We start from the raw sequence: 22,229 nt of genomic DNA on the forward strand, positions 1-22,229 counted from the left end.
GCCTGGCGCGGAGATCCCAGACCAGCCCCACCCAGTTTTCCCCTTCCCGGGTCACCCCGGATGAGACAACCCATGAGCACAAGCACCAACGGCACCAAGCCCACCCTGCGGGTGATCCCCCTGGGTGGCCTCCATGAGATCGGCAAGAACACCTGCGTGTTCGAGTACGGCGATGATCTGATGCTCGTCGACGCGGGCCTCGCGTTCCCCAGCGATGGCATGCACGGCGTGAATGTGGTCTTGCCAGACACCAGCTATTTGCGCGAGAACCAGAAGCGCATCCGGGGCATGATCGTGACCCACGGCCACGAAGATCACATCGGTGGCATTCCCCACCACCTCAAGAATTTCAGCATTCCGGTGATTTACGGCCCCCGCCTGGCCATGTCGATGCTGCAGGGAAAGATGGAGGAAGCGGCGGTCACCGACCGCACCGTGATCCAGACCGTGGGCCCCCGCGATGTGGTCAAGGTGGGGCAGCACTTCAAGGTAGAATTCATCCGCAACACCCACTCGATCGCCGACAGCTTCAGCTTGGCGATCACCACCCCGGTCGGGGTTGTGGTGTTCACCGGTGATTTCAAGTTCGACCACACCCCCGTCGACGGCGAGGTCTTCGACATCCAGCGGATGGCCCACTACGGCGAGCAAGGGGTGCTCTGCCTGTTCAGTGATTCCACCAATGCCGAGCTTCCCGGGTCCACACCACCAGAGCGGGCGGTGTTCCCCAACCTCGACCGTCACTTCGCCAGCGCCGAAGGCCGCGTCATCGTCACCACGTTTGCCAGTTCGGTGCATCGGGTCTCGATGATCCTGGAGCTGGCGCTCAAGCACGGCCGCAAGGTGGGTCTGCTGGGCCGTTCCATGCTCAACGTGATCGCCAAGGCGCGGGAGCTCGGTTACATCCGCTGTCCGGATGACCTGTTCGTGCCGATCAAGCAGATCCGCGACCTGCCAGACCGTGAGACCCTGTTGCTGATGACCGGCAGCCAGGGCGAAGAGCTGGCGGCTCTCAGCCGGATTTCCCGCTCCGAGCATCCCCAGGTTCAGGTGAAATCCAGCGACACGATCATCTTCTCGGCCAGCCCGATTCCGGGCAACACGATCTCCGTGGTCAACACGATTGATCGGTTGATGATGCTCGGGGCCAAGGTGGTCTACGGCAAGGGGGAAGGGATCCACGTGTCAGGCCACGGCTCCCAGGAAGACCACAAGTTGATGCTGGCCCTGACCCGGCCCAAGTACTTCGTTCCGGTGCATGGTGAGCACCGCATGTTGGTGGCCCACTCCAAGACAGCCCAGTCGATGGGCGTGCCGGCCGACCACATCCTGATCATTGACAACGGTGATGTGGTGGAGCTCACCCCCGATTCGATCCACAAGGGGGATCCGGTCAAGGCTGGCATCGAGCTGCTAGATGCCTCCCGCAACGGCATCGTCGATGCCCGGGTGCTCAAGGAACGCCAGCAACTGGCCGAAGACGGCGTTATCACCCTGCTGACCGTGATCAGCACCGATGGCGTCATGGGGGCCCCGCCCAGGGTCAACTTGCGCGGCGTGGTCACCACCGCCGATGCCCGCAAGCTCTCGATCTGGGCTGAGCGTGAAATCGGCTGGGTGCTTGAGAACCGCTGGAGCCAGCTCTGCCGCAACACCGGTGGCACAGCCCCGGACGTGGACTGGGTGGGGGTCCAGCGCGAAATCGAGGTGGGGCTGCAACGGCGGCTGCGGCGCGAATTGCAGGTCGAGCCCCTGATCATCTGCCTGGTGCAACCGGCCCCGGCCGGCACGCCGGCCTACAAGGGTCGAGCCGATGCCGAGCCCGACACCCGTCCGGCCGCTCGCGGTGGCCGTCAGGCTGGCCGGGAAACCAGCCGTGAAGTGATCCGCAATGTTGGACCGCGCCCCGAGGCCGCTCCGGCCACCCAGGCGCCCCAGGGGGCCATGGCCGTGGCCACGGCGGCGGTGACCGCGCCGGTCGCAGCGGCCGTCGCCGCCGTGCCGGAGGAGCCGGAGATGCCGGCCAACCGGGTGCGCCGTCGCCGCTCCACGGCCGCTGGCTGAACCTCAGCCCAGCACCACGCGCAACAGCCCCTTGGCCAGTTCAGCCTCCTCGACGGGGCCGACGGTCGAGGGGTTTTTCACGGGCATTGGAACGACGGAACCGGCTGGAGTCGCGAACGCCACCAACTCCTCGACCCTGACCGCTTCGATCGAAAGATCCGCAGCCTGCCCAGCGGGACCGGCGACCGACTCCAGCAGCCAGGGCATGGCTGGAGCGGCGGCTTGCTCGGCCACGACGGCCCGCTCAGCGGCTGCCTCCTGGGCGAAAGCGTCTTGGCACAGGGCCAGGCCCTGCTCGGCCAGCTCGATGTAGGTGGCGGTGGTACCGGTGTCGAGAACGTCCTGGTAGAGGGCGACGGCCCGGCCGGGCTGGCCCAGGCCGTGCAGATGGATGTGGCCAAGGATCAGCTTCAGCCGTTCGGTCCTTGGATCGCCGCCCCCCGGGGCCTGCTGCTCCAGGAGGGCCTCGGCTTCCCGCAGGGCCTCATCGAAACGGCCCTCGCTGTAGGAGAGCTCCACAGCCCTGTAGGCCTGGTCAAACGCTTCAGGATCGACGGGCTCAGGCATCGTTGGGATCTCCTCCGTCAGGTGCTGGGATCAGTGGGCCTGGAGGGAGATGGTCGTCGGGCTCCAGCAGCAGGGCTTGCTTGTCCCAGGTCAACCGCCACCCCCCACCCAGATCGAGGCTGCCAGGCTGCGGGGAGTCGCGCAAGCGCCGGCTGAGCGCCTCCACCGGCTTTGCGGCCAGCCTCCGGCCCGTTTCCCGCTCCAGCCAATGGCGCACCAGCAGGGCGTGACAGGCCGCGGAGCAGGTGCCGAGGGCCTCCCGGCTGAGCCGCCTCGGTGCCGCTGGGTCGATCAGCAGGGCCAGGGCGAGACCCAGCAGCTCTTCGAGGGGATCCTGCTCGAGGCGTTCGGCCAGGGCGCTGATCCGGCGGCTGGCGCCGGGATGGAGCTCCTCCAGCACGGGAACCACCTGGTGGCGGATGCGGTTGCGGCCATAACGCAACTGGTCGTTGCTGGAATCCATCCACACCGGCAGGTCCCATTCGGCGCAGAACGCTGCCGTTTCGGCACGGCTCAGGCCCAGCAGCGGCCTCACCAGCGTGTGGCCTGGGCCGAGGGCGCGGAGGCGGCGCAGGCTGCTCAGCCCCCTCAGATGGGCACCACGGGCGAGGTTCAGCAGCACCGTTTCGGCCCGATCGCTGGCGGTGTGGCCGGTGACCACGTGGTGGCACCCCAGCTGGCTGGCCCAGTGCTGGAGGCGTGAATAGCGCCAGGTTCGGCCCGCTGCTTCGCCGCTGGGGGGCGGGTCGGCCCGCTCGACTTGGATCGCGAGGCCCTGCTGTGCGGCCCAGGTGCTCAGGTGCTCGGCCTGGGCGGCGGCTTCAGGCCGCCAGCCATGGTTGCCGTGCCAGAGCTGTAACTCCCAAATGTGCAGTCGCCGCAGATCGAGCAGCAAACGCGTCAGGGCCATCGAATCCTGGCCGCCGGAGACGGCCAGCAGCAGCCGCGCGCCCCTTGGCAGCAGGGTGGGCCGCTGCAGCAACTCCTGATGCAGCCTCATGTGCAGCGGCCCCCAGGCTGGACCCCGGCTGCGGGAAGGGGAGAGCTCCGGGGCACTTCCGGGTGGGAGAATCACGGCCACTTGCCTCCGCTGCCGATGTCGCGTCTTTCCAGCCTGCCCGCCGACCTTCACGCGGCGCTGGTGTCACGGCGAATGTTGAAGGTGATCGCCGGGCTCACCAACGTTGATCCTGTCGCGGTGGAGCGGATCAGCAGGGCCGCCGCCGGTGGGGGAGCCGACCTGATCGATGTCGCCTGCGAACCCGAACTGGTGCGCCTGGCGGCCAGGGTCTCAGGCTTGCCGATCTGCGCGTCGGCTGTGGATCCCGAGCTGTTTCCGGCCGCCGTGGCCGCCGGGGCCACCATCGTGGAGATCGGCAACTTCGATGCCTTTTACCCCCTGGGCCGCCTGTTCGGCGCCGAGGAGGTGCTCTCCCTGACCCTCCAGACCCGCCAGCTCCTGCCTGAGGTGGTGCTCTCGGTCACCGTGCCCCACATCCTGCCCCTGGATCAGCAGGAGCACCTGGCCATCGATTTAGTCGCCGCCGGCGCCGACCTGATCCAGACCGAGGGTGGCACCAGTGCCCGTCCGTTCAGCGCCGGTGCCCTGGGGTTGATCGAGAAAGCCGCCCCCACCCTGGCTGCGGCCCATGCGATCAGCCGGGCCCTCCAGTCCGTCGATGCTCCGCTGCCTGTGCTCTGCGCCTCCGGCCTCTCCACAATCACTGTTCCGATGGCGATCGCCGCCGGCGCCAGTGGCGTTGGCGTCGGTTCCGCGGTGAACCGCCTGGACGACGAACTGGCGATGGTGGCCGTGGTGCGCAGTCTGCGAGAGGCCCTGGTGTCCCCTGTCGCCCATGCTGAGGGCCGATCGGGACGGCGGTCGTAACAGTCCGTGGAGGTGTGAAGCGGAGGGTGGCCGGTTTGGACTTCCCTCCCTACGCTTTCCACGATGACCTTGGCTAACCCATGGGCGCACTTGTCTGGTTGCTGCAGTGGCCGATCCGGGCGGTGGTGCTGCTCATCGTGGCTGCCCTGCCCCTCGGGGTGGAGATGGCGAACTTCACCACGGCCCTGCTCTCGGCCGTGGTGATCGGTCTGCTGGGCACTCTCCTGGTCTGGCCCCTGAGGCTGCTGCTGGGGCCGGTCTGGGCCGTCACCTCATTGGGCGGCTTGATCAGCCCGGTGTCGCTGCTGTTCAACTGGCTGATCACCATTATTCTCTTTGCCCTGGCGGCCTGGTTGATCCAGGGGTTTCGGCTCAAGAACGGCCTGGTCAGCGCCATCCTCGGTGCCCTGGTGTACAGCGTTCTGAGCGCCGTGATCCTGCGGTTGCTGGGTCTTGACGTGGGCTTCACCCGGGCGGCGGCCCTGGTGGGCGGCGCCGTGGCCTGAGCGCTTCTTAGACTTGAAGCTTCCCCTTCTCCAGGCTCCGCCTGATCCCCCAGGGGCATGGCCCGATTTGAGCTTCAGGCGCCCTATGAGCCCAAGGGTGACCAACCCTCCGCCATCACCGCCCTTACCCAAGGGGTTGAGGCGGGGGAGCGATTCCAGACCCTGTTGGGGGCCACCGGCACCGGCAAGACCTTCTCGATCGCCAATGTGATCGAGCGCACCGGCCGCCCCGCCCTGGTGCTGGCCCACAACAAGACCCTGGCGGCCCAGCTCTGCAACGAGCTGCGCGAGTTCTTCCCGAACAACGCCGTCGAATATTTCATCTCCTATTACGACTACTACCAGCCCGAGGCCTACGTGCCGGTCTCGGATACCTACATCGCCAAGACCGCCTCGATCAACGAAGAGATCGACATGCTCCGGCACTCGGCCACCCGCTCCCTGTTTGAGCGCCGGGATGTGATCGTGGTGGCCTCGATCAGCTGCATCTACGGCCTGGGGATCCCTTCCGAGTATCTCAAGGCGGCCGTCAAGTTCTCGGTGGGGGAAACACTCAACCTGCGCACCTCCCTGCGGGAACTGGTCAACAACCAGTATTCCCGCAATGACATCGAGCCTGGCCGTGGCCGCTTCCGGGTCAAGGGCGACGTGCTCGAAATCGGCCCGGCCTACGAAGACCGCCTGGTGAGGATCGAACTGTTCGGCGACGAGGTGGAGGCGATCCGCTATGTGGATCCCACCACCGGCGAGATCCTCCAGAGCCTGGAAACGGTGAACATCTACCCCGCCAAGCACTTCGTCACCCCCAAGGATCGGCTGGAGGTGGCCATCGCCGCCATCCGGGACGAGCTGCGGCAGCGGCTCGATGAGCTCCACAGCCAGGGCAAGTTGCTGGAGGCCCAGCGGCTGGAGCAGCGCACCGCCTACGACCTGGAGATGCTCAAGGAGGTGGGTTACTGCAACGGGGTCGAGAACTACGCCCGCCACCTGGCCGGCCGGCCTGGGGGCACCCCCCCGGAGTGCCTGATCGACTACTTCCCCGACGACTGGCTGCTGGTGGTGGATGAGAGCCATGTCACCTGCTCCCAGCTGCATGCCATGTACAACGGCGACCGGGCCCGCAAGCAGGTGCTGATCGACCATGGGTTCCGGCTGCCCAGCGCCGCCGACAACCGGCCGCTCAAGGCCGAGGAGTTCTGGAGCAAGGCCCGCCAGACGATCTTCGTCTCGGCCACCCCGGGGAGCTGGGAGCTGGAGCAGAGCGGCAGCCAGGTGGCCGAACAGGTGATCCGCCCCACCGGCGTGCTCGATCCGGTGGTGGAGGTGCGCCCCAGCGAGGGCCAGGTCGACGATCTGCTCGGAGAAATCCGGCTGCGGGCGGACAAGGGGGAGCGCAGTTTGATCACGACCCTCACCAAACGGATGGCCGAGGATCTCACCGACTACCTGGCCGAGAATGGGCTGCGGGTGCGTTATCTCCATTCGGAGATCCACTCGATCGAGCGGATCGAGATCATCCAGGACCTGCGCAATGGCGTCTTCGATGCCTTGGTGGGGGTGAACCTCCTGCGGGAAGGGCTTGACCTGCCTGAGGTATCCCTGGTGGCGATTCTCGATGCCGACAAGGAAGGCTTCCTGCGGGCCGAGCGTTCCTTGATCCAGACGATCGGCCGGGCGGCGCGCCACGTGAGTGGCAGGGCCCTGCTCTACGCTGACAACCTCACCGATTCGATGGCCCGGGCGATCTCCGAAACGGATCGGCGGCGGGTCATTCAGCACGCTTACAACGAGAAACACGGCATCACCCCCTCCCCGGCCGGCAAGCGGGCCGGCAATTCGATCCTCTCGGCCCTGGAGTTCACCCGTCGCCTCAACGACGATCCCCTGGAGGTGGTCGATGATCGCGCCTTCCTCCAGGAGGTGTCGCTCGATGCGCTGCCGGAGCTGATCCTCCAGCTCGAAGACAAGATGAAGGCAGCAGCCCAGAACCTCGAATTCGAGGAGGCAGGCAACCTGCGTGATCGCATCAAGAAACTGCGTCAGAAGCTGGTAGGCAACCATTGAAGCTGGCGCTTACCGGCCGGCCGCTTTCAGCACGATCTTGATCGTCTTGAACAGGATCAACAGGTCGAGCCAGATGCTGCTGTTGCGCAGGTAAAAGAGGTCGTAGCTGAGCTTGAGTTCGGCATCTTCCACCGTGGAGGTGTAGGGCATGTTCACCTGGGCCCAGCCGCTCAGACCCGGCATTGCCCAGTGCCGCAACCGGTAGTTGGGGATGCGCCGCACCAGTTCCCCCTCCAGTTCCGGCCTCTCCGGCCGCGGCCCGATCAGGCTCATTTCGCCGCGCAGCACGTTGATCAGCTGGGGCAGTTCATCAAGGCGGGTTCGCCGCAGCCACCCCCCCATGGCCGTGATCCGCTGATCATTGGGCTCCGACCAAACGGCCCGCTCCGGTTCAGCGTCAGCCACCATCGTGCGGAGTTTGATCACATCGAAAGGTTGGCCCAGCCGGCCGGTTCGGCACTGGCGGTAGAGGATCGGCCCTTGATCGCCGAGCTTGATCAACAGTGCAGCCAGTGCCAGCAGCGGCGCCGTGAGCACCAGCAGCAGCAGACTGATGAGCACATCGGCGTAGCGCTTGAGCTGCTGCTCGAAGCCAAACCGGCTTCCCTCGATCCGGCCCGAGAACAGCATCCACTGGTCTCCGACCCAATGGGGCGGGATGCGCTGCAGCTCCTGCTCGGCCAGCTGGGCCAGGGTGGTGATCGCCCAACCATTGGCCACGACCGCCTCCACGCCGCCCTGCACGTCCGGTTGTCCCAGCACCCCCGGGCTCAGGGCGACACCGCCCGGGGAGTCGCCCTGGCCGATCAGGGCTGCCTCCATCGGTTCTGCGTCCTGCAGGCTCTGGATCGTCGGCGGGGCGTTCTCACCAAGGCGCCGCCATTCGAGCAGGATCCTGTCCGATTCTTCGGCGTGGGCCAGCACCAGCCATCGCTCGTTGCCGGAGGCCCGCGCCAGCCGCCGGATCCCCAGCCGGACGGCGACGCTCCAGGTGGCCGCCAAGGCGAACAGGGGGATGAGGCTACCCCGGTGCAACAAGGTGATCTGGGGGCTGGCCCGCAGCAGCCAGCCCAGCACCGCCCCCGCCACCACCGTGGCCAGGCTGGTCAATCCCACCCGTACCACCAGCTGAACCCAGCGGAGCCGGGCCTGCTTCAGCAGGGTGTACGAGCCGAACAACCAGCCCAGGCTCCAGTAGATCGCCATGATCAGCACCAGGAGTCCCAGCTGGCGCTCGATCTGGCCGTTGCGCGCCTTGTCTATCCAGACGGCCAGCAGACTCACGCCAAGCGCGTCGAGGCCGGCGGCCAGGGCAAGCGAGCGGCGGTGACGCAGCCAGTGCACCTAGCCGGCGGCCCCGACGCAGGCAGCCCCCAGGCCGAAGCAGGCATGCACCGCCTGCAGTGCCCGGACGCCGTCGGCTTCGCCCACCACGCAGCTGGTGCGGATTTCACTGGTGGCGATCATCTCGATGTTGACCCCGGCCTCGGCCAGGGCGCGGAACATGCGGGCGGCGGTGCCCGGCGTGCAGGGCATGCCGGCCCCCACCGCGCTGACCCGGGCGATGGCGATCCCCTCCTCGAAGGCGGCCTCGGGCCACTGGATCAGCAGGGGTTGCAGGGCCCGCCGGGCCCGACCGAGGTCGTCGCGGCGCAGGGTGAAGCTCATGTCGCGGCTCAGGCCGCCTCCGGTTGGTCCGCCGTCGCTGCCGTGGGTTCGCTCCGACTGCACGATCGTGTCGAGACTGATGCCGGCATCGGCCAGGGCCCGGCAAACCGCGGCGGCGCTGCCGGGCCGATCGGGCACGTGGCGCACGGCCACCTGGGCCTGGTTCTGGTCGAGGGCGACGCCACGGACGGCCGGATCCCCCCGGTCGCAGGCCACCGGGTTCTGGCGCAGCTGGGGGTCCTGCAGCTCGAACACCTCGGCGGCGGCCCGCAGGGCCCTGGCCCCCTGGCTGCCCTCCACCACACAGCTCACTTTCACCTCGCTGGTGGCGATCAGGCGCAGGTTGATGCCGTAGCGGGCCAGGGTGTCGAACAGGCGTGCGGCGACGCCGGGGCGGCCCAGGATTCCAGCCCCGGAGATGCTGAGCTTGGCGAGCCCGCCCTGGCTGGTCAGGGCGGATGGCTCGGCCCCGAGATCGGCCAGCAGCGCCTGGCACACGGCCGTTGCCGCCTCCCGCTGATCCTCGGCCACGGTGAAGGCGATGTCGTTGGTGGCGCCCCGGTGGGTGGACTGGACGATCAGGTCGACGTTCAGGCCGGCCTTGGAGAGGGCCTCGAACAGCAGGGCTGCCACGCCGGGGTGATCGGGAACGCGGGTGAGGGCCAGAACGGCCTGGTGATCGTCAAGCTCCGCACCGTCCACCGGCTTGCCCAGTTCCAGGCCGCCACTGCCGATCAGGCGCGGGGCGCCGCTGGTCAGTCGGGTGCCGGGGGCCTCGCTCCAGCTGGAGCGCACCACCAGGGGCACGCCGTAGTTGCGGGCGATCTCCACCGCCCGCGGGTGCAGCACGGCGGCCCCCAGACTGGCCAGCTCCAGCATTTCGTTGCAGCTCACCGACTCCATCAGCTGGGCGTCGCTGACCTTGCGCGGGTCGGTGGTGAGCACCCCGGCCACGTCGGTGTAGATCTCGCAGGCTGCCGCCCCCAGGGCCGCGGCCAGGGCCACGGCGGAGGTGTCCGAACCGCCCCGCCCCAGGGTGGTGATCTCCGGTGTGCCGGCGCTGCCGCAGCTGGTGCCCTGGAAGCCGGCCACGACCACCACCTGTCCATCCTCAAGCAGTTTCTGCAGCCGGTCGGTGCGGACCTCGAGGATGCGGGCCCGGCCATGGGCCGACTCGGTGACGATGCCGACCTGGGTGCCGGTCATCGACACAGCCGGCACCCCCAGGGCGTTCAGGGCCATCGACAACAGGGCGATCGAGACCTGCTCCCCGGTGGCCAGCAGCATGTCGAGTTCCCGCTGGGGAGGGTCAGCGCTGATGGCGTGGGCCAGGCCGGTGAGCTCGTCGGTGGTGTGCCCCATGGCCGAGACCACGATCACCAGGTCATGGCCCTCGTCGCGGCTGGCCTCGATGCGCCGCGCCACCGCCTGGATCCGCTCGACGCTGCCGAGGGAGGTGCCACCGAATTTCTGAACGAGCAGGGCCATCCCTTCCGCGCGCAACGGTGAGCGAATCGGATGATTATCGGGGGCCGCCGCCAGGGGCCCCTCAAGGACTCCCGAGAAACCCGTCGCGGAAGGCATCGCCGGCCCCCGCGCCCCGTTTCAGGGCCGCTTCCACCTGAAGCAGCTGGCCCAGCAGCTCCAGGAAACGTTTGGCCGGCCGGCCGCGGATCTGCTTGCGCATCACGTAAATGCGCTTCGGGTTGCCGATGCCTGCCGCCTTGGCAATCACCGCCACGTCGTGCTCACCCTGGGCCTCCAGCAGGCTCACCCAAAGCCAGCCGCGGATCTGGCTGGTCAGGGCCGCCACGATCCGCAGGGAAGGCTCCCCTGCCGCCACCAGGTCATCGAGCAGGCCGATCACCTCCCCCAGGTCACCGGCCAGCAGGGCATCACCGACCTTCAGGCTCGTGGTGGCATGGCTTCCCACCAGGGCGGCCACGGCGTCGCGATCGATCGGCCGCTGGCCGCAATAGAGCGCCAGCTTCTCGAGCTCGCTGGCCAGGCGGGCGCTGTCGCTGCCGATCGCCTCCGCCAGGGCCTCCGCGGCCCCCTGGGCCACTGCACAGCCAAGCGCCTGGGCCGTGTGGCGCACCAGCTCGAGCTGGCCGCTGCCATCCCAGGCGGCCGGAAGGGGGAAACCCAACTCTTTGGCCACGGCCTTCAGGGCCTTGGTGGTGCGCAAGCGCGCATCGGGCTTGCCGGGGCTGACCAGCACCAGGTGGCATTGCTCTGGGATCAGGCCCAGGCTGTCCTCCAGCAGGGCGGCCAGCTCGGCAGGGCAGACACTGCAGAACGGACTGCGTTGCACCAGCACCAGCCGGTCACCACCCCCCAGGGGCGGGGTGCGGGCCTCGCTGAGAGCCTGGGCCGCCTGGGCCGGATCGTTGCCATCGAGGCGGGTGAGGTTGATGCTCTGCCAGGCCGGCTCCACCACGGCCGCGATCAGGGTCTCCACGGCCCGGTTGCGGCTGGCTTCGTCGTCTCCCCAGTAGAGATGGATCGGCATCAGGGCTGGCTGTGGATCACCTGGATCACCCGATCTTCATCGAAAGCATGCGGATCATCCGGGAGCGGCTGGGGGCGACCGGCCACGAGGGGGTTGAGTCGGAGGTGCTGGAGCGGCTGGTGCACAGCAGCGGCGACCTATCGATTGCCCCTGACCTGCGCTTCAGCGCCGGGGCCTGTCAGCGGGGCATGGCTGCCCTGGCCTCGGGGGCTGTGATCCTCACCGATACCGCCATGGCGGCGGCGGCGGTGGCGCCGATGGCTGGCCGCACCTTCGCCAACCCCGTGCGCAGCATCCTCGGGTGGGCGCCAGCCCTCGCCCCGGCCGGTGGCACCCGCAGTGCCGAGGGGATGGCCGCAGCCCTGGCGGAGCATCCCCAGGCGGTGGTGCTGATCGGCAGTGCCCCCACCGCTCTGGAGCGGCTGCTGGAGCTGCAGCAGCCTGCCTCGCTCCGGGCCCCGGAGCCCTCGTTGGCACTCAGTCCGGCCCTGGTGATCGGCATGCCGGTGGGTTTCGTGGGGGTGGCCGAGAGCAAGCGCCACCTGGCAGGCAGCGGCCTGCCCCAGATCAGGCTGGAGGGCAGCAAGGGCGGGGCGGGCCTGGCGGCGGCGGCTGTTAATGCCCTGCTGCGGCGGGCCTGGCTGGATCGATCCTGAAGCCCTAAGCCGCGTTCTGGAGGCCGACGGCCACATGGCTGTTGGCCTCGATCCGCCCCAGCACCTGGCGGGCGCGGCGCACCACCGGCGCCGGCACACCGGCGAGCCGGGCCGCCTCGATGCCGTAGCTCCGGCTGGCGCCGCCAGGCCGCACCTGGTGCAGGAACAGCAACCGTTCGCCCGTTTCCTCCACCAGCACCTGAAAGTTGGCCACATTCGGGAGCAGCGAGGCCAGTTCGTTGAGCTCGTGGTAATGGGTGGCGAACACGGCCCGGGCCCGCAGCCCCTCGGCCAGGTGTTCGGCCACCGCCCAGGCGATCGAGAGGCCGTCGAAAGTGGCGGTGCCACGGCCGATCTCATCGAGCAGCACCAGGGAGCGGTCGGTGGCGTGGTGCAGGATGTTGGCGGTTTCGGCCATCTCCACCATGAAGGTGGACTGGCCCGTGGCCAGGTCATCGACGGCCCCCACCCGGGTGAAGATGCGATCACACAGGCCCAGGCGGGCGGAGCGGGCCGGAATCCAGCTGCCGATCTGGGCCATCAGCTGCAGCAGCCCGATCTGGCGCAGGTAACAGCTCTTGCCGCTGGCGTTGGGCCCCGTGAGCACCACCAGATCGGGCTGGCCGGGCTCGCCGAGATGGACACCATTGGCGGTGAACGGCTCCTCCACCAGCACCTGCTCCACCACCGGATGGCGGCCCGCCTCGATGGCCAGAACCCTGTCTTCCGTCAGTTCCGGGCAGCAGTAGCCGCCCAGGGCAGCTACCTCGGCCAGGGAGGCAATCGCATCGAGGGACGCCACCTGGCGGGCGACGGCCCGGATCGGCGCCGCCAGGGCCCCCACCGCGTCGCGCAGGGCCACGAACAGCTCGTACTCCCGCTGGGCGGCACGGGCCCGCAGCTGCAGGATCTTGCCTTCGCGGGCCTTGAGATCGGGGGTGATGAATCGCTCCTCGTTGGCCAGGGTCTGGCGACGGATCCAGTGGCCGGGCACCGACGTGGCCCGGGCGCGGCTGACCGAGAGGAAATAGCCAAAGGTGCGGTGGAACTGCAGACGCAGGGTGGAGATGCCGCTGGCGCGCCGCTCGTCTGCCTCCTGCTCGGCCAGCCAGGCCTGGTGATCATCCAGGCGGTTGCGCAGGCCATCGAGCCGGGGATCGACGCCGTCGTGGATCAGGCCCCCGTCACTGAGGCTGAGGGGCGCCGGATCGAGCAAGGCGTGGCGCAGTTGGGCCGCCAGCTCGGCCAGGGCGGGGGCGGGCTGGGTCAGGGCCCGCAAGGGGGCGCTGGTGGCCGGGCCCAGCAGGGCGGCCAGCAGCGGCAGCCGCTCGAGCCCATCGGCCAGGCCGACCAGGTCGCGGGCCGAGGCGGAGCCGGCACCGGCCCGGCCGGCCAGGCGCTCCAGATCTCCCATCGGCCGAAGCAGGCGACGCAGGGCCAACCGCAGGGGGCGTTGGGCCACCAGCTCGCTCACCCCCTCCTGGCGTTCGCGAATCGCCGCCAGGTCGAGCAGCGGCTGCTCGATCCAGCGGCGCAGGCAACGGCCGCCCATGGCGGTCATGGTGCGATCCAGGGCCCAGAGCAGGGATCCCTGGAGCTGGCCGTCCCGCTGGGTGCGGGTGAGTTCCAGGTTGCGGCGGGTCTGGGCGTCAAGCACCAGCTGATCGCCGGCAAAGGCGAGGCGAGGGGGGTCGAGAGGTACCACCACCGACCGCCGGCCGCCGCCCTGGTCCGCTTCGCCCGGCTGGGTGTCATCGAGGTAGCGCACCAGGCCGCCGGCCGCCCGCATCGCCAGAGGGAACTCCCCTAGGCCCAGGCCTTCGAGGCTGGCCAGCTCGAAGCGCTCCAGCAGGGTGCGGCGGGCCTCCGGCGCCGAAAACGGAGTCAGGGGCAGGCGAGTGAGGTGAAGGGCGTCGGGGCACCAGCTGGGGGAGGCCGCGGCGGATTCGCCGTTTGGGCCAACGACCGCCCCATCCTTCACCCCCTCAAGGGCCGGCCAGAGCAGTTCCGCGGCCTCCAGCTGCAGCAGCTCCTGATGGAGGCTGGCGCTGCCCTCCCGCTGGCTCACCCTGAATTCGCCGGTGCTCACATCGGCGATGGCCAGGCCCCAGTGGCCCTGCTCGACCACCGCCGCCGCCAGCCAGTTGTTGCGGCGGGCGGCCAGCATTCCCTCCTCAAGCACGGTGCCGGGGGTGATCACCCGGGTGATGTCGCGCTTGAGCAGGGCGCCCTTGGCGGGGGTGGTTTCGAGCTGGTCGCAGAGGGCCACGCTGAGGCCGAGCCGCACCAGTTCGCCGCAATAGCGCTCGGCGGCGTGGTGGGGGATGCCGGCCATCGGCACCCGCCCGATCGTCTTGCCGCCCTCCTTGCCGGTGAGGGTGAGCTCCAGCAGGCGGGACACCCGGATCGCGTCCTCGAAGAAGCATTCGAAAAAGTCGCCGAGCCTGTACAGCAGCACCCGTTCCGGATGGGCCCGCTTCAGCTCCACGTAGTGGCGCAACATCGGCGGCAGTGCCGCAGGAGCCACCAGGCTGTGGTGGTGCCAAGGGGGTAGGTCCCCGTCGCCATCGGGGGCAGGGTCTCCGGTGCTGGTTGGAGCGGAGCTCGGTTCGGCCAGGACCCGGCGATGACGGGGTCGGGCGGCCGCCTGGGCGATCAGGACCGCCTCATCCAGCTCGATGTCGGCTGGAACTGCCTCGCCAGGAGCCTGGGGCGAGGGTTCGCCAGCGCCGAACAGGCTTCCCTGGACGACTGGAGCAGCAATCAGCGACAGCTGTTCCTGGGCTTCCGCCGCCACGCCTCACCTGCACCAAGGCCGCGATCGTAGGAGGCTCAGCCCGAGGCTTTCGTCAGGCAGCGCACCCCTGAAAGCCCCTGAAAGTCCGAATCCTGGGTGATCAACGGGGCACCGAAGGCCCGGGAGGTTGCGAGCATCAGGCTGTCAGCCATTGGTTCCGCTCAGGAAGCCGCGCAGGGCCGAGGCGGGTTGCAGCGGCAGCAGCTCAATCCGATCGGGCAGGCAGATGGGCTAGAGAACCTGGCCAGGTGAAAGGTCGTTGTGCTACCGCACCGCTTTGGGCAGCACGACCTGGGACTTGGAGGAGACCGTCGTGGTGGCCATTCCACTGTTTCAGCATCGATGCAGGAGTCGGAAGACAACCTCCTGCTTGCGCCCGTACCCCCGACAAGTTGTGAAGGAACCAGCTGGGGAGCAGCGAGGCAGCCAGCCCTTCGTGGGAAGATCGCTGTATTACCCGTCCAGGCCCCCGCAGGTCCCATGCAAATTCTCAACACCCTCACCGTTCTGGCCCTGGTGGTGCTGTCGTTTGCCTTGGTGGTGGCCGTTCCTGTTCTCTATGCCAGCACAGAGGACAGCGGCCGCTCGAACCGCCTGATCTTGCTCGGGGGAGCGGCCTGGGTGGCCCTGGTGCTGCTCAACTGGGGCATGAGCTACTTCGTGGTCTGAGTTCCCTTGGCGGTTTTTGAAGGACGGTTCACCCAGGTCAGCGGCCTCCGGATTGCTGTTGTGGTGGGGCGTTTCAACGACCTTGTCACCGGGAAGCTCCTGAGCGCCTGCCTGGATTGCCTCTCCCGCCACGGCATCGACGTGAGCGCCGCCAGCCAGCAACTGGACGTGGCCTGGGTGCCAGGCAGCTTCGAGATTCCCCTGGTGGCCCAGAAGCTTGCCGCCAGCGGGCGTTACCAAGTCCTGATTACCCTGGGGGCCGTGATCCGCGGGGACACCCCCCATTTCGACGTCGTCTGCGCCGAGGTGAGCAAAGGTGTGGCGGCCGTGTCCCGCGAAACCGGCGTGCCGGTGATCTTCGGCGTGCTCACCACCGACACGCTGCAGCAGGCCCTGGAGCGGGCCGGGATCAAGAGCAACCTGGGCTGGAGCTATGCCCTGCAGGCGCTGGAGATGGGGAGCTTGATGGGGGTCTTATCAGATAACAGCATACTCAGTAGATTGTAATAAGTTTCCCTATTCAGCTGTGATTATGACTAGCGTATCCATTCTGCAGAACTCCATACTGTCCCCCGGGATAGATCGATTTATTGCTTGGGATGAGAACCAAGGCCAACAATCATGGTGAAGGAGCTTTCCCCACTTCAAGGCTTCAGCGCCTGGAAGAACTGCTTCCTTCCCGGATGGGAAGAGCAGCAGAGACTGGCTGTGGAAATTCGACCATCTTGTTTGGCAAAATATCGCACAGTCATCATATTTTCACACTCGACGATACCAGTGTAAAGGAATCCTCAGTTTTGCTCTATCGTTCGATTCCCACACGAACGTTACCCACGTTCATGACGTCTTCGGCCCCAGCCAGGCAACCCTCCTCAATCACCAGCATGAGAGGCCCTACGTTTTTGTCCTTGTCGATACTCCCCATGGCTGGCTATTTCCTGAATTCGAATACATCTATTTCTACCCTCTAGTCCGTCCTGGCGGCTATCTCATCCTGAACGATGTCAACATTCCAAGCATCGGACGGATGGGGGACATCCTCGCCGAGGATGACATGTGGGATCTATTAGACATCATTGATAATGGGACCGCTCTTTTCCGGCGGACTGAAGCCCCCCTATTCGACCCGCATGGAGATGGGTGGTGGCTTTAAAACCATAATCGCAGTAGAGTAGATAAAAGTCGCGAGATATTTCTTGAAAACCGCCAGTATGGTGACAAGATCAGCTCCATAGAGCTTGACTACTTGATGCATCAGAATTGACTTTGCTGTATAGAATTAATTAGAAGATCATGAACATCTCGATACAAAGTCAAATGACTTGGTTGAGCCACGATCTGGATTTAGAAGCCAGGGCAGCTCGAGTAATCGACATATCACTTGACCGAGCTAAAATCTAGATTGGAATCAAGACCTTAGAATTGATATCAGCAATGGGGGAGCGTGGCTTTTGGGACGAACGACAAAGGGTCGGAAAACTCAAGGAGAAGAAGCCGGTCCTCAAGCGGTTTTCGGATTCTATTCGCTGGGAATCATTCCTCCCATTACTTGAGATGGGCTACACGCTGGAGCGCAAGAGCAATGCTGGTCGCAAGAGGATTGATCCGCTGTTATTTTTCAAGATGCTGGAGCTCCAGCAACTTTTCACCCTGAGCGATGAAGAGCTTGAATTCCAGTCCAACGACAGGCGATCCTTTGAGGAGTTCGTAGGTCTTGGGGTGATGAACAATATCCCAGACTCCACACCCGTCAATTTCTTCAGGAAAAGTCTTTACAAAACAGTCGTCATCGAAGAGCTCTGCGAAAAGTTTGAGGCATGCCTTCGAGAAAATGGTCTCGAAGCCCGTGCTGGCCAGATCATTGATGCAACTTGGGTACCCATTCCCACGCCGAAAGCTTCTGCGAAGCAGTGCCAACACAATAGCCGAGAAGAGAACAAGGAATTTAAGGCCGGATGCTAGCCAGATGGTTGGGATGAGAACCCACATCGCCTGCAAGGGGCCACGTCCCCTGGGCGATGTGATCGCCACACACAGGCAATGTCTGGAAAATGAAAAATCTTGAGAAATCGCTAAAGGAAATGATGACGCCCAGATCACCGCTGACAGCTTGGCTGGATGAGCCTTCATCATGACAGCACACACCAACGGAGCGGCCCAGGAGGGTTGAGATCAGCAGGCATAATTGTAAGCGGACCTCTTCGAAGGGTGAGTGGGTGAAACTACCAGGACAACCTGTCGTCGAACTTAGGGATGTCAGTTTGTTGATTCCGGTGGAAGGCGCCACCAAGCGATCGCTCAAAGCCAACCTGGTCACCGGTTTGACAGGAGGGCTTCTGAGGCGGGAGCCACGGCGCTCAATCGGGGTTGAGGCCTTGTCCAATCTCAACCTGGTGATCCGATCCGGTGAACGCATTGCCCTCCTCGGTCACAATGGGGCCGGTAAATCCACACTCTTACGTCTTCTCTGCGATATCTATTCGCCAAGCTCTGGTCGAATCATCCGGTCAGTTTCAATCGAACCAATGCTTGACAAGAGCAGTTGGGTGGATCAGGATCTGACTGGCTATCATGCGGCAAAAGCCCAGTATCTCCTGAACCGGAACTCACTGAAGGGATTTGATGAGTTTTATGGTGAGTTGTTGGCTTTTACTGAGCTTGCTGACTTTATGCACATACCCCTGCGGACGTATAGCGATGGCATGCGCACACGCCTTCAATTTGGCTTGCTGACCGGGTTTCAGCATGATGCGCTTGCCCTCGATGAAGGCATCGGAGCAGGTGACCAGTCATTTCTCAACAAGGCCCAGGAGAGGCTGTCAAGTTTTCTTGGCAATGTAGGCACCCTGATCCTGGCCTCCCACTCCAATGATCTTCTCCGCCAGTTCTGCAAACGGGGTGTGGTGCTTAGCCACGGTAGAATCGCTTTTGATGGCGGATTCGAAGCGGCTGAAACGTACTATCTTTCACACCTGAGCGAATGACGCTAGAAACAACCCAAGGGTTGAAGGTCATCCGTCCACAAGGCTATGGAATTCGTTATGCCATCCGTACATTTCGGACATGGTGGTATGCGGCCTGGCTACGCACTCTCGGTCGGTTCAGCCGAACTTATCTCGGAAGCTTCTGGATAGGCCTGACCAATCTTCTCAGTGTGCTCTTGCTTGGATTTGTGTATGGAGTGGTCTTCAAGGTTAAGGATCCAGTCGCCTACTTCATGTTTCTTGCTGTGGGGGTCACCATTTGGGGGTTTATTGCTGAATCGCTCAGCAGTGCCAGCAGCCTTTTCGTCAGGCGTGGTCAGCAGATGAAGAATAATCGGTTTGCGCCGATATTCTTCTGCCTTGAGGAATGGGCATTTCAGCTGCAGTGTTTTGCCCAAGCGTTGGCCTTCGTGGTGCTGGTGTTGGCGCTCATCAAGCCAACGATTCTCCTTTCGGCATTGTCCTCGGCGCTACTGCCAATCATCAATTTGATTGTCTTTGTGTTTTGGATGATGCTCGCCTGTTCCATGTTGGGCGCTTGCTTCAAAGATTTTGCCCAGTTTTTGCCGATCTTCCTTCAACTATCCTTTCTTGTATCGCCAATCCTTTATCCCAAAAAGGCTCTCGGAGCGCACAGCTACATCGCGGACTTCAACCCATTTTATCGGGCTCTTTCTCCAGTGCGTCGTGCGATTCTTGAGAACCAGGTCAGCTTGGAAGTTCAGATCCCGGCTTTTTTCTTTAATCTGCTGATTGCCTGGTTGATGATGTATCTTATCCACCGGCTTCGCTATCGAATTGCACTGTGGTCATGAGCTGCAATCAACTGAAACGAGCAAAAGTTCAGCCTCCACTCGTTTCGGTGGTTGCACCTGTGCATAATATTTGGGAGTATCTTCCTGATTGTATTGATCGTGTTCGGGGGCAAGCTTTTGATGATCTGGAGCTTGTGCTGGTTGATGACGCTTCACCCGATGGTTCTCTCCCGTTATTGAAGGACTATGCTCTCCGCGATGATCGGGTTCGCATTGTTTCCCACAGCCATTCCCTCGGTCAAGGTCCAGCGAAGAACACTGGTGATGCTTTTCCCCGTGGTTCTTGCCTCTTCTTTCTTGACTCTGACGATCGGCTTGCATCACCTGATGTACTAAATCACTAGGTCAGCACGGCAGTCCGCGTCAACCTTCCTGTTGTGATTGGCAGCAGTGATCTACTTCTTCCTGAGGAGAGCCTTCAGCCGCTTGATCGAGCAAAGATCAATCACCTACGGGCAGATCCCTCAATGAAAAGATTCAGCCCCGCCTCACTAAAAGAGTTTAAAGCCCCATTTACAAAAGTAAATCCAAGCGCTATGGAGATTCACAAAAACCAATCGCCAGCTCCTGTAGTTTCCTCTCCCCCAATTGTGAATCACTGACTCCAATGGTAAATGAATGGCACGACCAATACGTCGCAATGCCCTTGTGATGTCGGCATCCTCGAGATAGAGAAAGAAATCAGAGTCAAATCCTCCAACCTCTAGAAAAGCCGCGGAGCGAATCAACATGCAACAACCACTCAGGTATTCCACATCAAAAATTGTCGCATAATTCTTTTCGGACATGACGTACCATTCATCATATCTTCTAAGCGCTCTGGGCTTCATGAACTGTGGGACGAAGCGCCGACTGAAAAGGCCAAGAACCGTAGGATCATGCTTGCAGAGGTGTTGCGTCTCCCCAGATGAACTGATCAGACGAGGAACAGCCAGCACAACATCAGGACGTTTCTCAAGCCAAGTGATCAGACGGGCAAAGGTGCCCGGTACCCAGGTGATGTCGGTGTTAATAGCACCGATGAAGGATGGAAGGACATCGCGCTCCTGAAGGGCCTGAACCGCCTGATTGACAGCCCTTCCGTAGCCTGGATTATCTTGGTTTCCGAGAAACAGGAGAGAATTGGCCATCAACTGATCGACCGCCTCACCCACTCGGTGATCGTTGGCAACTACCACATATCCGATCCACTCCGGCAGTGCACTCAGACAGGCCTGAAGCCGTTTGACTTCCTCCTGACCAGGATGATAAGCAACAAAGATTAGTGCGGCCCTCAGGCCCGACGACCTCATGCCACTGTAAGACTCAGACAACAAGCAGGCTCATCCCCCAGTTCATAAGCACCAAGGCCGTTCAGGCGCCATTTCTGATCAGGTTCAGGCGATTGGAATGGCCGCTGTCATCGCTGTAGGCATAGAGCGCCGGTACCGCCACAATTAGAGCAAAGGACATCGCCAACAGTGCCAGAAGGGTAAGGGTACTGATGGACAGCATGGGCAGGGAGGCTGTATCCTCTGTTTAGTCATCATTTTGTATCCTGCCATATCAAGCCGCAGGTTGGTCTGGAGTCAACTCCATCTTCACACTTTATGGGGCGGGCGCACCAAGGTGGGCAGCGTAGAAAGGCCCCAACCTAGACTCCCCATGAGAATTCTAGTAAGCCCTATCCTTGGGGAGGTCTAGGACCACGTAGCAAAACGACCCATCTTGCGGCAGGGACATTTTAGAGTTTTTGCAAGATTCAGGTGATGGTTGCCGTGTCGTCATGTTCAGAAGCTCGCTGATGCCATGGATCACCGCTTGAATGCAGGCTTGGATCGACTGAAATCCAACCAGCCACAGCCTATGGAGGAACGCTGTCCGCAATGTCTCCAAATGGCGCTGATATGGGCATTCTCGAAAACGCGCTTCATGAAAGAGATCCTGCGGTATACTTAGGGAAGGATATGGATTTAGGCGATGCATGGTCTATTGCCTTGCTGGCCAATTCTATTCGCGAATGAATCAGACCAAACAGGCTTCTTTACTTGCTTGAAGGAGCTAGGCATTCCGCGTCGACTGCCTTGACTGCTGGGTAGAATATATCAAGATACAATTTTTGGATTTTGGTAGCCCTAGCGATTCATGTTAGCAGTAGCGGAAATAAGAAAGGGAAAAGAATTGCTATCAGCCAATCAAACTATATTCCCTGGAAAGGGAGATTTGAATTGATTGCCTCCCCGCTTTCAGGAAAGATGACACTCCTCTCAATCGCACACCCGGGGGCTTGATGGAGCAGATCAATGCGTCGTTACAGCGAGGCCGTCAAGGCTGATGTGAGAAGGCGGATGAGCCCGCCGCACAGGCAGAGCGTGGCCCGGATTTCCGAGGAGCTGGGCATCCACGTGATCACCCTCTACAAATGGAGGAAGACCTGGCGGTTGCAGGGAGAAGTGGTGCCGGCATCCGAGAAGGACCCTGACGGCTGGAGCGCTGCCGACAAGTTCACGGTGGTGCTGGAGACGGAAGGGATGAACGCCACAGAGCTCAGCGCCTACTGCCGGGAGCGGGGGCTGCTCCCTGAGCAGGTGAGCCGTTGGCGGCAGGCCGCCCAGGATGCCAATGAAAAGCCAGTGCTCACCTTGAAAGAGCAGAAGGAGCTCGAGAAGCTCCGCGCCCAGGACCAGCGCGAGATCAAGGCTCTCAAAAAGGAGCTGCAGCGCAAGGAGAAGGCCATGGCGGAGATGGTGGCATTGCTGGTGCTGCGAAAAAAATGGGAGGCCTTCTGCTCGGAGGACGCGGAAGGCTGACCAGCGCCGCGCACCGACGGAAGACAATTGAGAGGGGTGTCATCTTTCCTGAAAGCGGGGGCAGATCCGTCGAGGTGCGGCCCATCGCGGTGCGCAGCTTGTGGCACATCCCCCACGCGGTCACATACGACCCCCAGCCCCAGCAGCGGCAGCGGCTGAAGAGAGGCGGCGCTGACCCCGTTCTTCATCGCTGCCATCAGCCACGCAGCCTCTAACCAGACGGTCAGCCGCATCCTCGTGTATTATAAGA

At 63.7% G+C, this 22,229-nt stretch carries 19 protein-coding genes and 1 pseudogene; 12 read left to right on the top strand and 8 right to left on the bottom strand.

The window, feature by feature from the left end; all coding sequences use genetic code 11:
• The first annotated feature begins 72 nt into the window (after nucleotides 1-72).
• A complete protein-coding gene (locus KBY66_RS07345; RefSeq protein WP_255088638.1) occupies nucleotides 73-2,064 on the top strand; it encodes a ribonuclease J in 1,992 nt (663 codons plus the stop codon).
• Between the two features lie 3 nt (nucleotides 2,065-2,067).
• Here KBY66_RS07345 and KBY66_RS07350 read toward each other — a convergent pair whose 3' ends face one another.
• Nucleotides 2,068-2,631 carry a hypothetical protein gene (locus KBY66_RS07350; RefSeq protein ID WP_255088639.1) on the bottom strand — a complete coding sequence of 188 codons (564 nt, stop codon included), beginning with the start codon at nucleotides 2,629-2,631 and terminating at the stop codon, nucleotides 2,068-2,070.
• Nucleotides 2,624-3,712 carry a tRNA lysidine(34) synthetase TilS gene (gene tilS, locus KBY66_RS07355; protein WP_255088641.1) on the bottom strand — a complete coding sequence of 363 codons (1,089 nt, stop codon included), beginning with the start codon at nucleotides 3,710-3,712 and terminating at the stop codon, nucleotides 2,624-2,626. Before tilS ends, KBY66_RS07350 begins: the two co-directional genes overlap by 8 nt.
• 15 nt (nucleotides 3,713-3,727) lie before the next feature.
• On the opposite strand from tilS, the gene KBY66_RS07360 reads away from it, so the two are divergent.
• The 3 genes from KBY66_RS07360 to uvrB all read left to right on the top strand — a co-directional run bounded on the left by KBY66_RS07360 (nucleotide 3,728) and on the right by uvrB (nucleotide 7,089).
• Entirely contained in the window at nucleotides 3,728-4,519 is a 792-nt protein-coding gene (locus tag KBY66_RS07360; RefSeq protein ID WP_255088643.1) for a DUF561 domain-containing protein, read from the top strand.
• A gap of 80 nt (nucleotides 4,520-4,599) precedes the next feature.
• Nucleotides 4,600-5,025, top strand: coding sequence for a phage holin family protein (locus tag KBY66_RS07365; RefSeq protein ID WP_255088644.1), 426 nt, complete (start codon nucleotides 4,600-4,602; stop codon nucleotides 5,023-5,025).
• Nucleotides 5,026-5,082: 57 nt separating this feature from the next.
• On the top strand, nucleotides 5,083-7,089 hold the full coding sequence (gene uvrB, locus KBY66_RS07370; RefSeq protein WP_255088645.1) for an excinuclease ABC subunit UvrB: 2,007 nt from the start codon (nucleotides 5,083-5,085) through the stop codon (nucleotides 7,087-7,089).
• Between the two features lie 9 nt (nucleotides 7,090-7,098).
• Here the strand turns inward: uvrB and KBY66_RS07375 are convergent, their stop codons facing one another.
• The 3 genes from KBY66_RS07375 to holA all read right to left on the bottom strand — a co-directional run bounded on the left by KBY66_RS07375 (nucleotide 7,099) and on the right by holA (nucleotide 11,269).
• Nucleotides 7,099-8,433, bottom strand: coding sequence for a sugar transferase (locus tag KBY66_RS07375; RefSeq protein ID WP_255088646.1), 1,335 nt, complete (start codon nucleotides 8,431-8,433; stop codon nucleotides 7,099-7,101).
• Complete coding sequence (locus KBY66_RS07380) at nucleotides 8,434-10,245, bottom strand: aspartate kinase (protein WP_255088647.1); 1,812 nt, start codon at nucleotides 10,243-10,245, stop codon at nucleotides 8,434-8,436.
• Nucleotides 10,246-10,306: 61 nt separating this feature from the next.
• Complete coding sequence (gene holA, locus KBY66_RS07385; RefSeq protein WP_255088649.1) at nucleotides 10,307-11,269, bottom strand: DNA polymerase III subunit delta; 963 nt, start codon at nucleotides 11,267-11,269, stop codon at nucleotides 10,307-10,309.
• A gap of 47 nt (nucleotides 11,270-11,316) precedes the next feature.
• Between holA and KBY66_RS07390 the strand changes: the two genes are divergently transcribed.
• Nucleotides 11,317-11,925 (top strand): precorrin-8X methylmutase, encoded by a 609-nt coding sequence (locus KBY66_RS07390; RefSeq protein ID WP_255088651.1) that lies wholly within the window; start codon nucleotides 11,317-11,319, stop codon nucleotides 11,923-11,925.
• Nucleotides 11,926-11,929: 4 nt separating this feature from the next.
• On the opposite strand, the gene mutS is transcribed toward KBY66_RS07390, so the two are convergent.
• Entirely contained in the window at nucleotides 11,930-14,722 is a 2,793-nt protein-coding gene (gene mutS, locus KBY66_RS07395) for a DNA mismatch repair protein MutS (RefSeq protein WP_255088652.1), read from the bottom strand.
• A 480-nt stretch (nucleotides 14,723-15,202) separates the two neighbouring features.
• Between mutS and psbZ the strand changes: the two genes are divergently transcribed.
• From psbZ to KBY66_RS15860, 6 genes are all read left to right on the top strand, one after another.
• Nucleotides 15,203-15,391, top strand: a complete 189-nt coding sequence (psbZ, locus tag KBY66_RS07400; protein ID WP_255088654.1) for a photosystem II reaction center protein PsbZ — start codon at nucleotides 15,203-15,205, stop codon at nucleotides 15,389-15,391.
• A gap of 6 nt (nucleotides 15,392-15,397) precedes the next feature.
• Entirely contained in the window at nucleotides 15,398-15,898 is a 501-nt protein-coding gene (gene ribH, locus KBY66_RS07405; protein ID WP_255088655.1) for a 6,7-dimethyl-8-ribityllumazine synthase, read from the top strand.
• Between the two features lie 927 nt (nucleotides 15,899-16,825).
• The gene (locus KBY66_RS07410) at nucleotides 16,826-17,353 is read left to right on the top strand and encodes a transposase (RefSeq protein WP_255088657.1); all 528 of its coding nucleotides are present in this window, start codon (nucleotides 16,826-16,828) and stop codon (nucleotides 17,351-17,353) included.
• 311 nt (nucleotides 17,354-17,664) lie between these two features.
• Nucleotides 17,665-18,375 (top strand): ABC transporter ATP-binding protein, encoded by a 711-nt coding sequence (locus KBY66_RS07415; protein ID WP_255088658.1) that lies wholly within the window; start codon nucleotides 17,665-17,667, stop codon nucleotides 18,373-18,375.
• Entirely contained in the window at nucleotides 18,372-19,190 is an 819-nt protein-coding gene (locus tag KBY66_RS07420; RefSeq protein WP_255088660.1) for an ABC transporter permease, read from the top strand. Before KBY66_RS07415 ends, KBY66_RS07420 begins: the two co-directional genes overlap by 4 nt.
• Complete coding sequence (locus KBY66_RS15860; protein ID WP_399225314.1) at nucleotides 19,187-19,534, top strand: glycosyltransferase family 2 protein; 348 nt, start codon at nucleotides 19,187-19,189, stop codon at nucleotides 19,532-19,534. Before KBY66_RS07420 ends, KBY66_RS15860 begins: the two co-directional genes overlap by 4 nt.
• Before the next feature lie 147 nt (nucleotides 19,535-19,681).
• Here KBY66_RS15860 and KBY66_RS07425 read toward each other — a convergent pair whose 3' ends face one another.
• Nucleotides 19,682-20,503, bottom strand: coding sequence for a glycosyltransferase family 2 protein (locus KBY66_RS07425; protein ID WP_255088661.1), 822 nt, complete (start codon nucleotides 20,501-20,503; stop codon nucleotides 19,682-19,684).
• Between the two features lie 43 nt (nucleotides 20,504-20,546).
• Nucleotides 20,547-20,684 (bottom strand): annotated as a pseudogene (locus tag KBY66_RS07430) (photosystem II reaction center protein PsbZ); the annotation flags it as partial.
• A gap of 833 nt (nucleotides 20,685-21,517) precedes the next feature.
• Here KBY66_RS07430 and KBY66_RS07435 point away from each other — a divergent pair.
• Entirely contained in the window at nucleotides 21,518-21,979 is a 462-nt protein-coding gene (locus tag KBY66_RS07435; RefSeq protein ID WP_255088662.1) for a helix-turn-helix domain-containing protein, read from the top strand.
• Nucleotides 21,980-22,229 lie beyond the last annotated feature (250 nt).

It is taken from the genome of Synechococcus sp. Tobar12-5m-g, from assembly GCF_024345415.1.
Lineage (GTDB): Bacteria > Cyanobacteriota > Cyanobacteriia > PCC-6307 > Cyanobiaceae > Regnicoccus.

Excerpts from the sequence above, each read along its gene's own strand:
- KBY66_RS07345 (WP_255088638.1), top strand. The coding sequence starts at position 73 with ATGAGCACAAGCACCAACGGCACCAAGCCCACCCTGCGGGTGATCCCC.
- KBY66_RS07350 (WP_255088639.1), bottom strand. The coding sequence starts at position 2,631 with ATGCCTGAGCCCGTCGATCCTGAAGCGTTTGACCAGGCCTACAGGGCT.
- KBY66_RS07360 (WP_255088643.1), top strand. The coding sequence starts at position 3,728 with ATGTCGCGTCTTTCCAGCCTGCCCGCCGACCTTCACGCGGCGCTGGTG.
- KBY66_RS07365 (WP_255088644.1), top strand. The coding sequence starts at position 4,600 with ATGGGCGCACTTGTCTGGTTGCTGCAGTGGCCGATCCGGGCGGTGGTG.
- uvrB (WP_255088645.1), top strand. The coding sequence starts at position 5,083 with ATGGCCCGATTTGAGCTTCAGGCGCCCTATGAGCCCAAGGGTGACCAA.
- KBY66_RS07380 (WP_255088647.1), bottom strand. The coding sequence starts at position 10,245 with ATGGCCCTGCTCGTTCAGAAATTCGGTGGCACCTCCCTCGGCAGCGTC.
- holA (WP_255088649.1), bottom strand. The coding sequence starts at position 11,269 with ATGCCGATCCATCTCTACTGGGGAGACGACGAAGCCAGCCGCAACCGG.
- KBY66_RS07390 (WP_255088651.1), top strand. The coding sequence starts at position 11,317 with ATGCGGATCATCCGGGAGCGGCTGGGGGCGACCGGCCACGAGGGGGTT.
- psbZ (WP_255088654.1), top strand. The coding sequence starts at position 15,203 with ATGCAAATTCTCAACACCCTCACCGTTCTGGCCCTGGTGGTGCTGTCG.
- KBY66_RS07410 (WP_255088657.1), top strand. The coding sequence starts at position 16,826 with ATGGGGGAGCGTGGCTTTTGGGACGAACGACAAAGGGTCGGAAAACTC.
- KBY66_RS07420 (WP_255088660.1), top strand. The coding sequence starts at position 18,372 with ATGACGCTAGAAACAACCCAAGGGTTGAAGGTCATCCGTCCACAAGGC.
- KBY66_RS15860 (WP_399225314.1), top strand. The coding sequence starts at position 19,187 with ATGAGCTGCAATCAACTGAAACGAGCAAAAGTTCAGCCTCCACTCGTT.
- KBY66_RS07435 (WP_255088662.1), top strand. The coding sequence starts at position 21,518 with ATGAGCCCGCCGCACAGGCAGAGCGTGGCCCGGATTTCCGAGGAGCTG.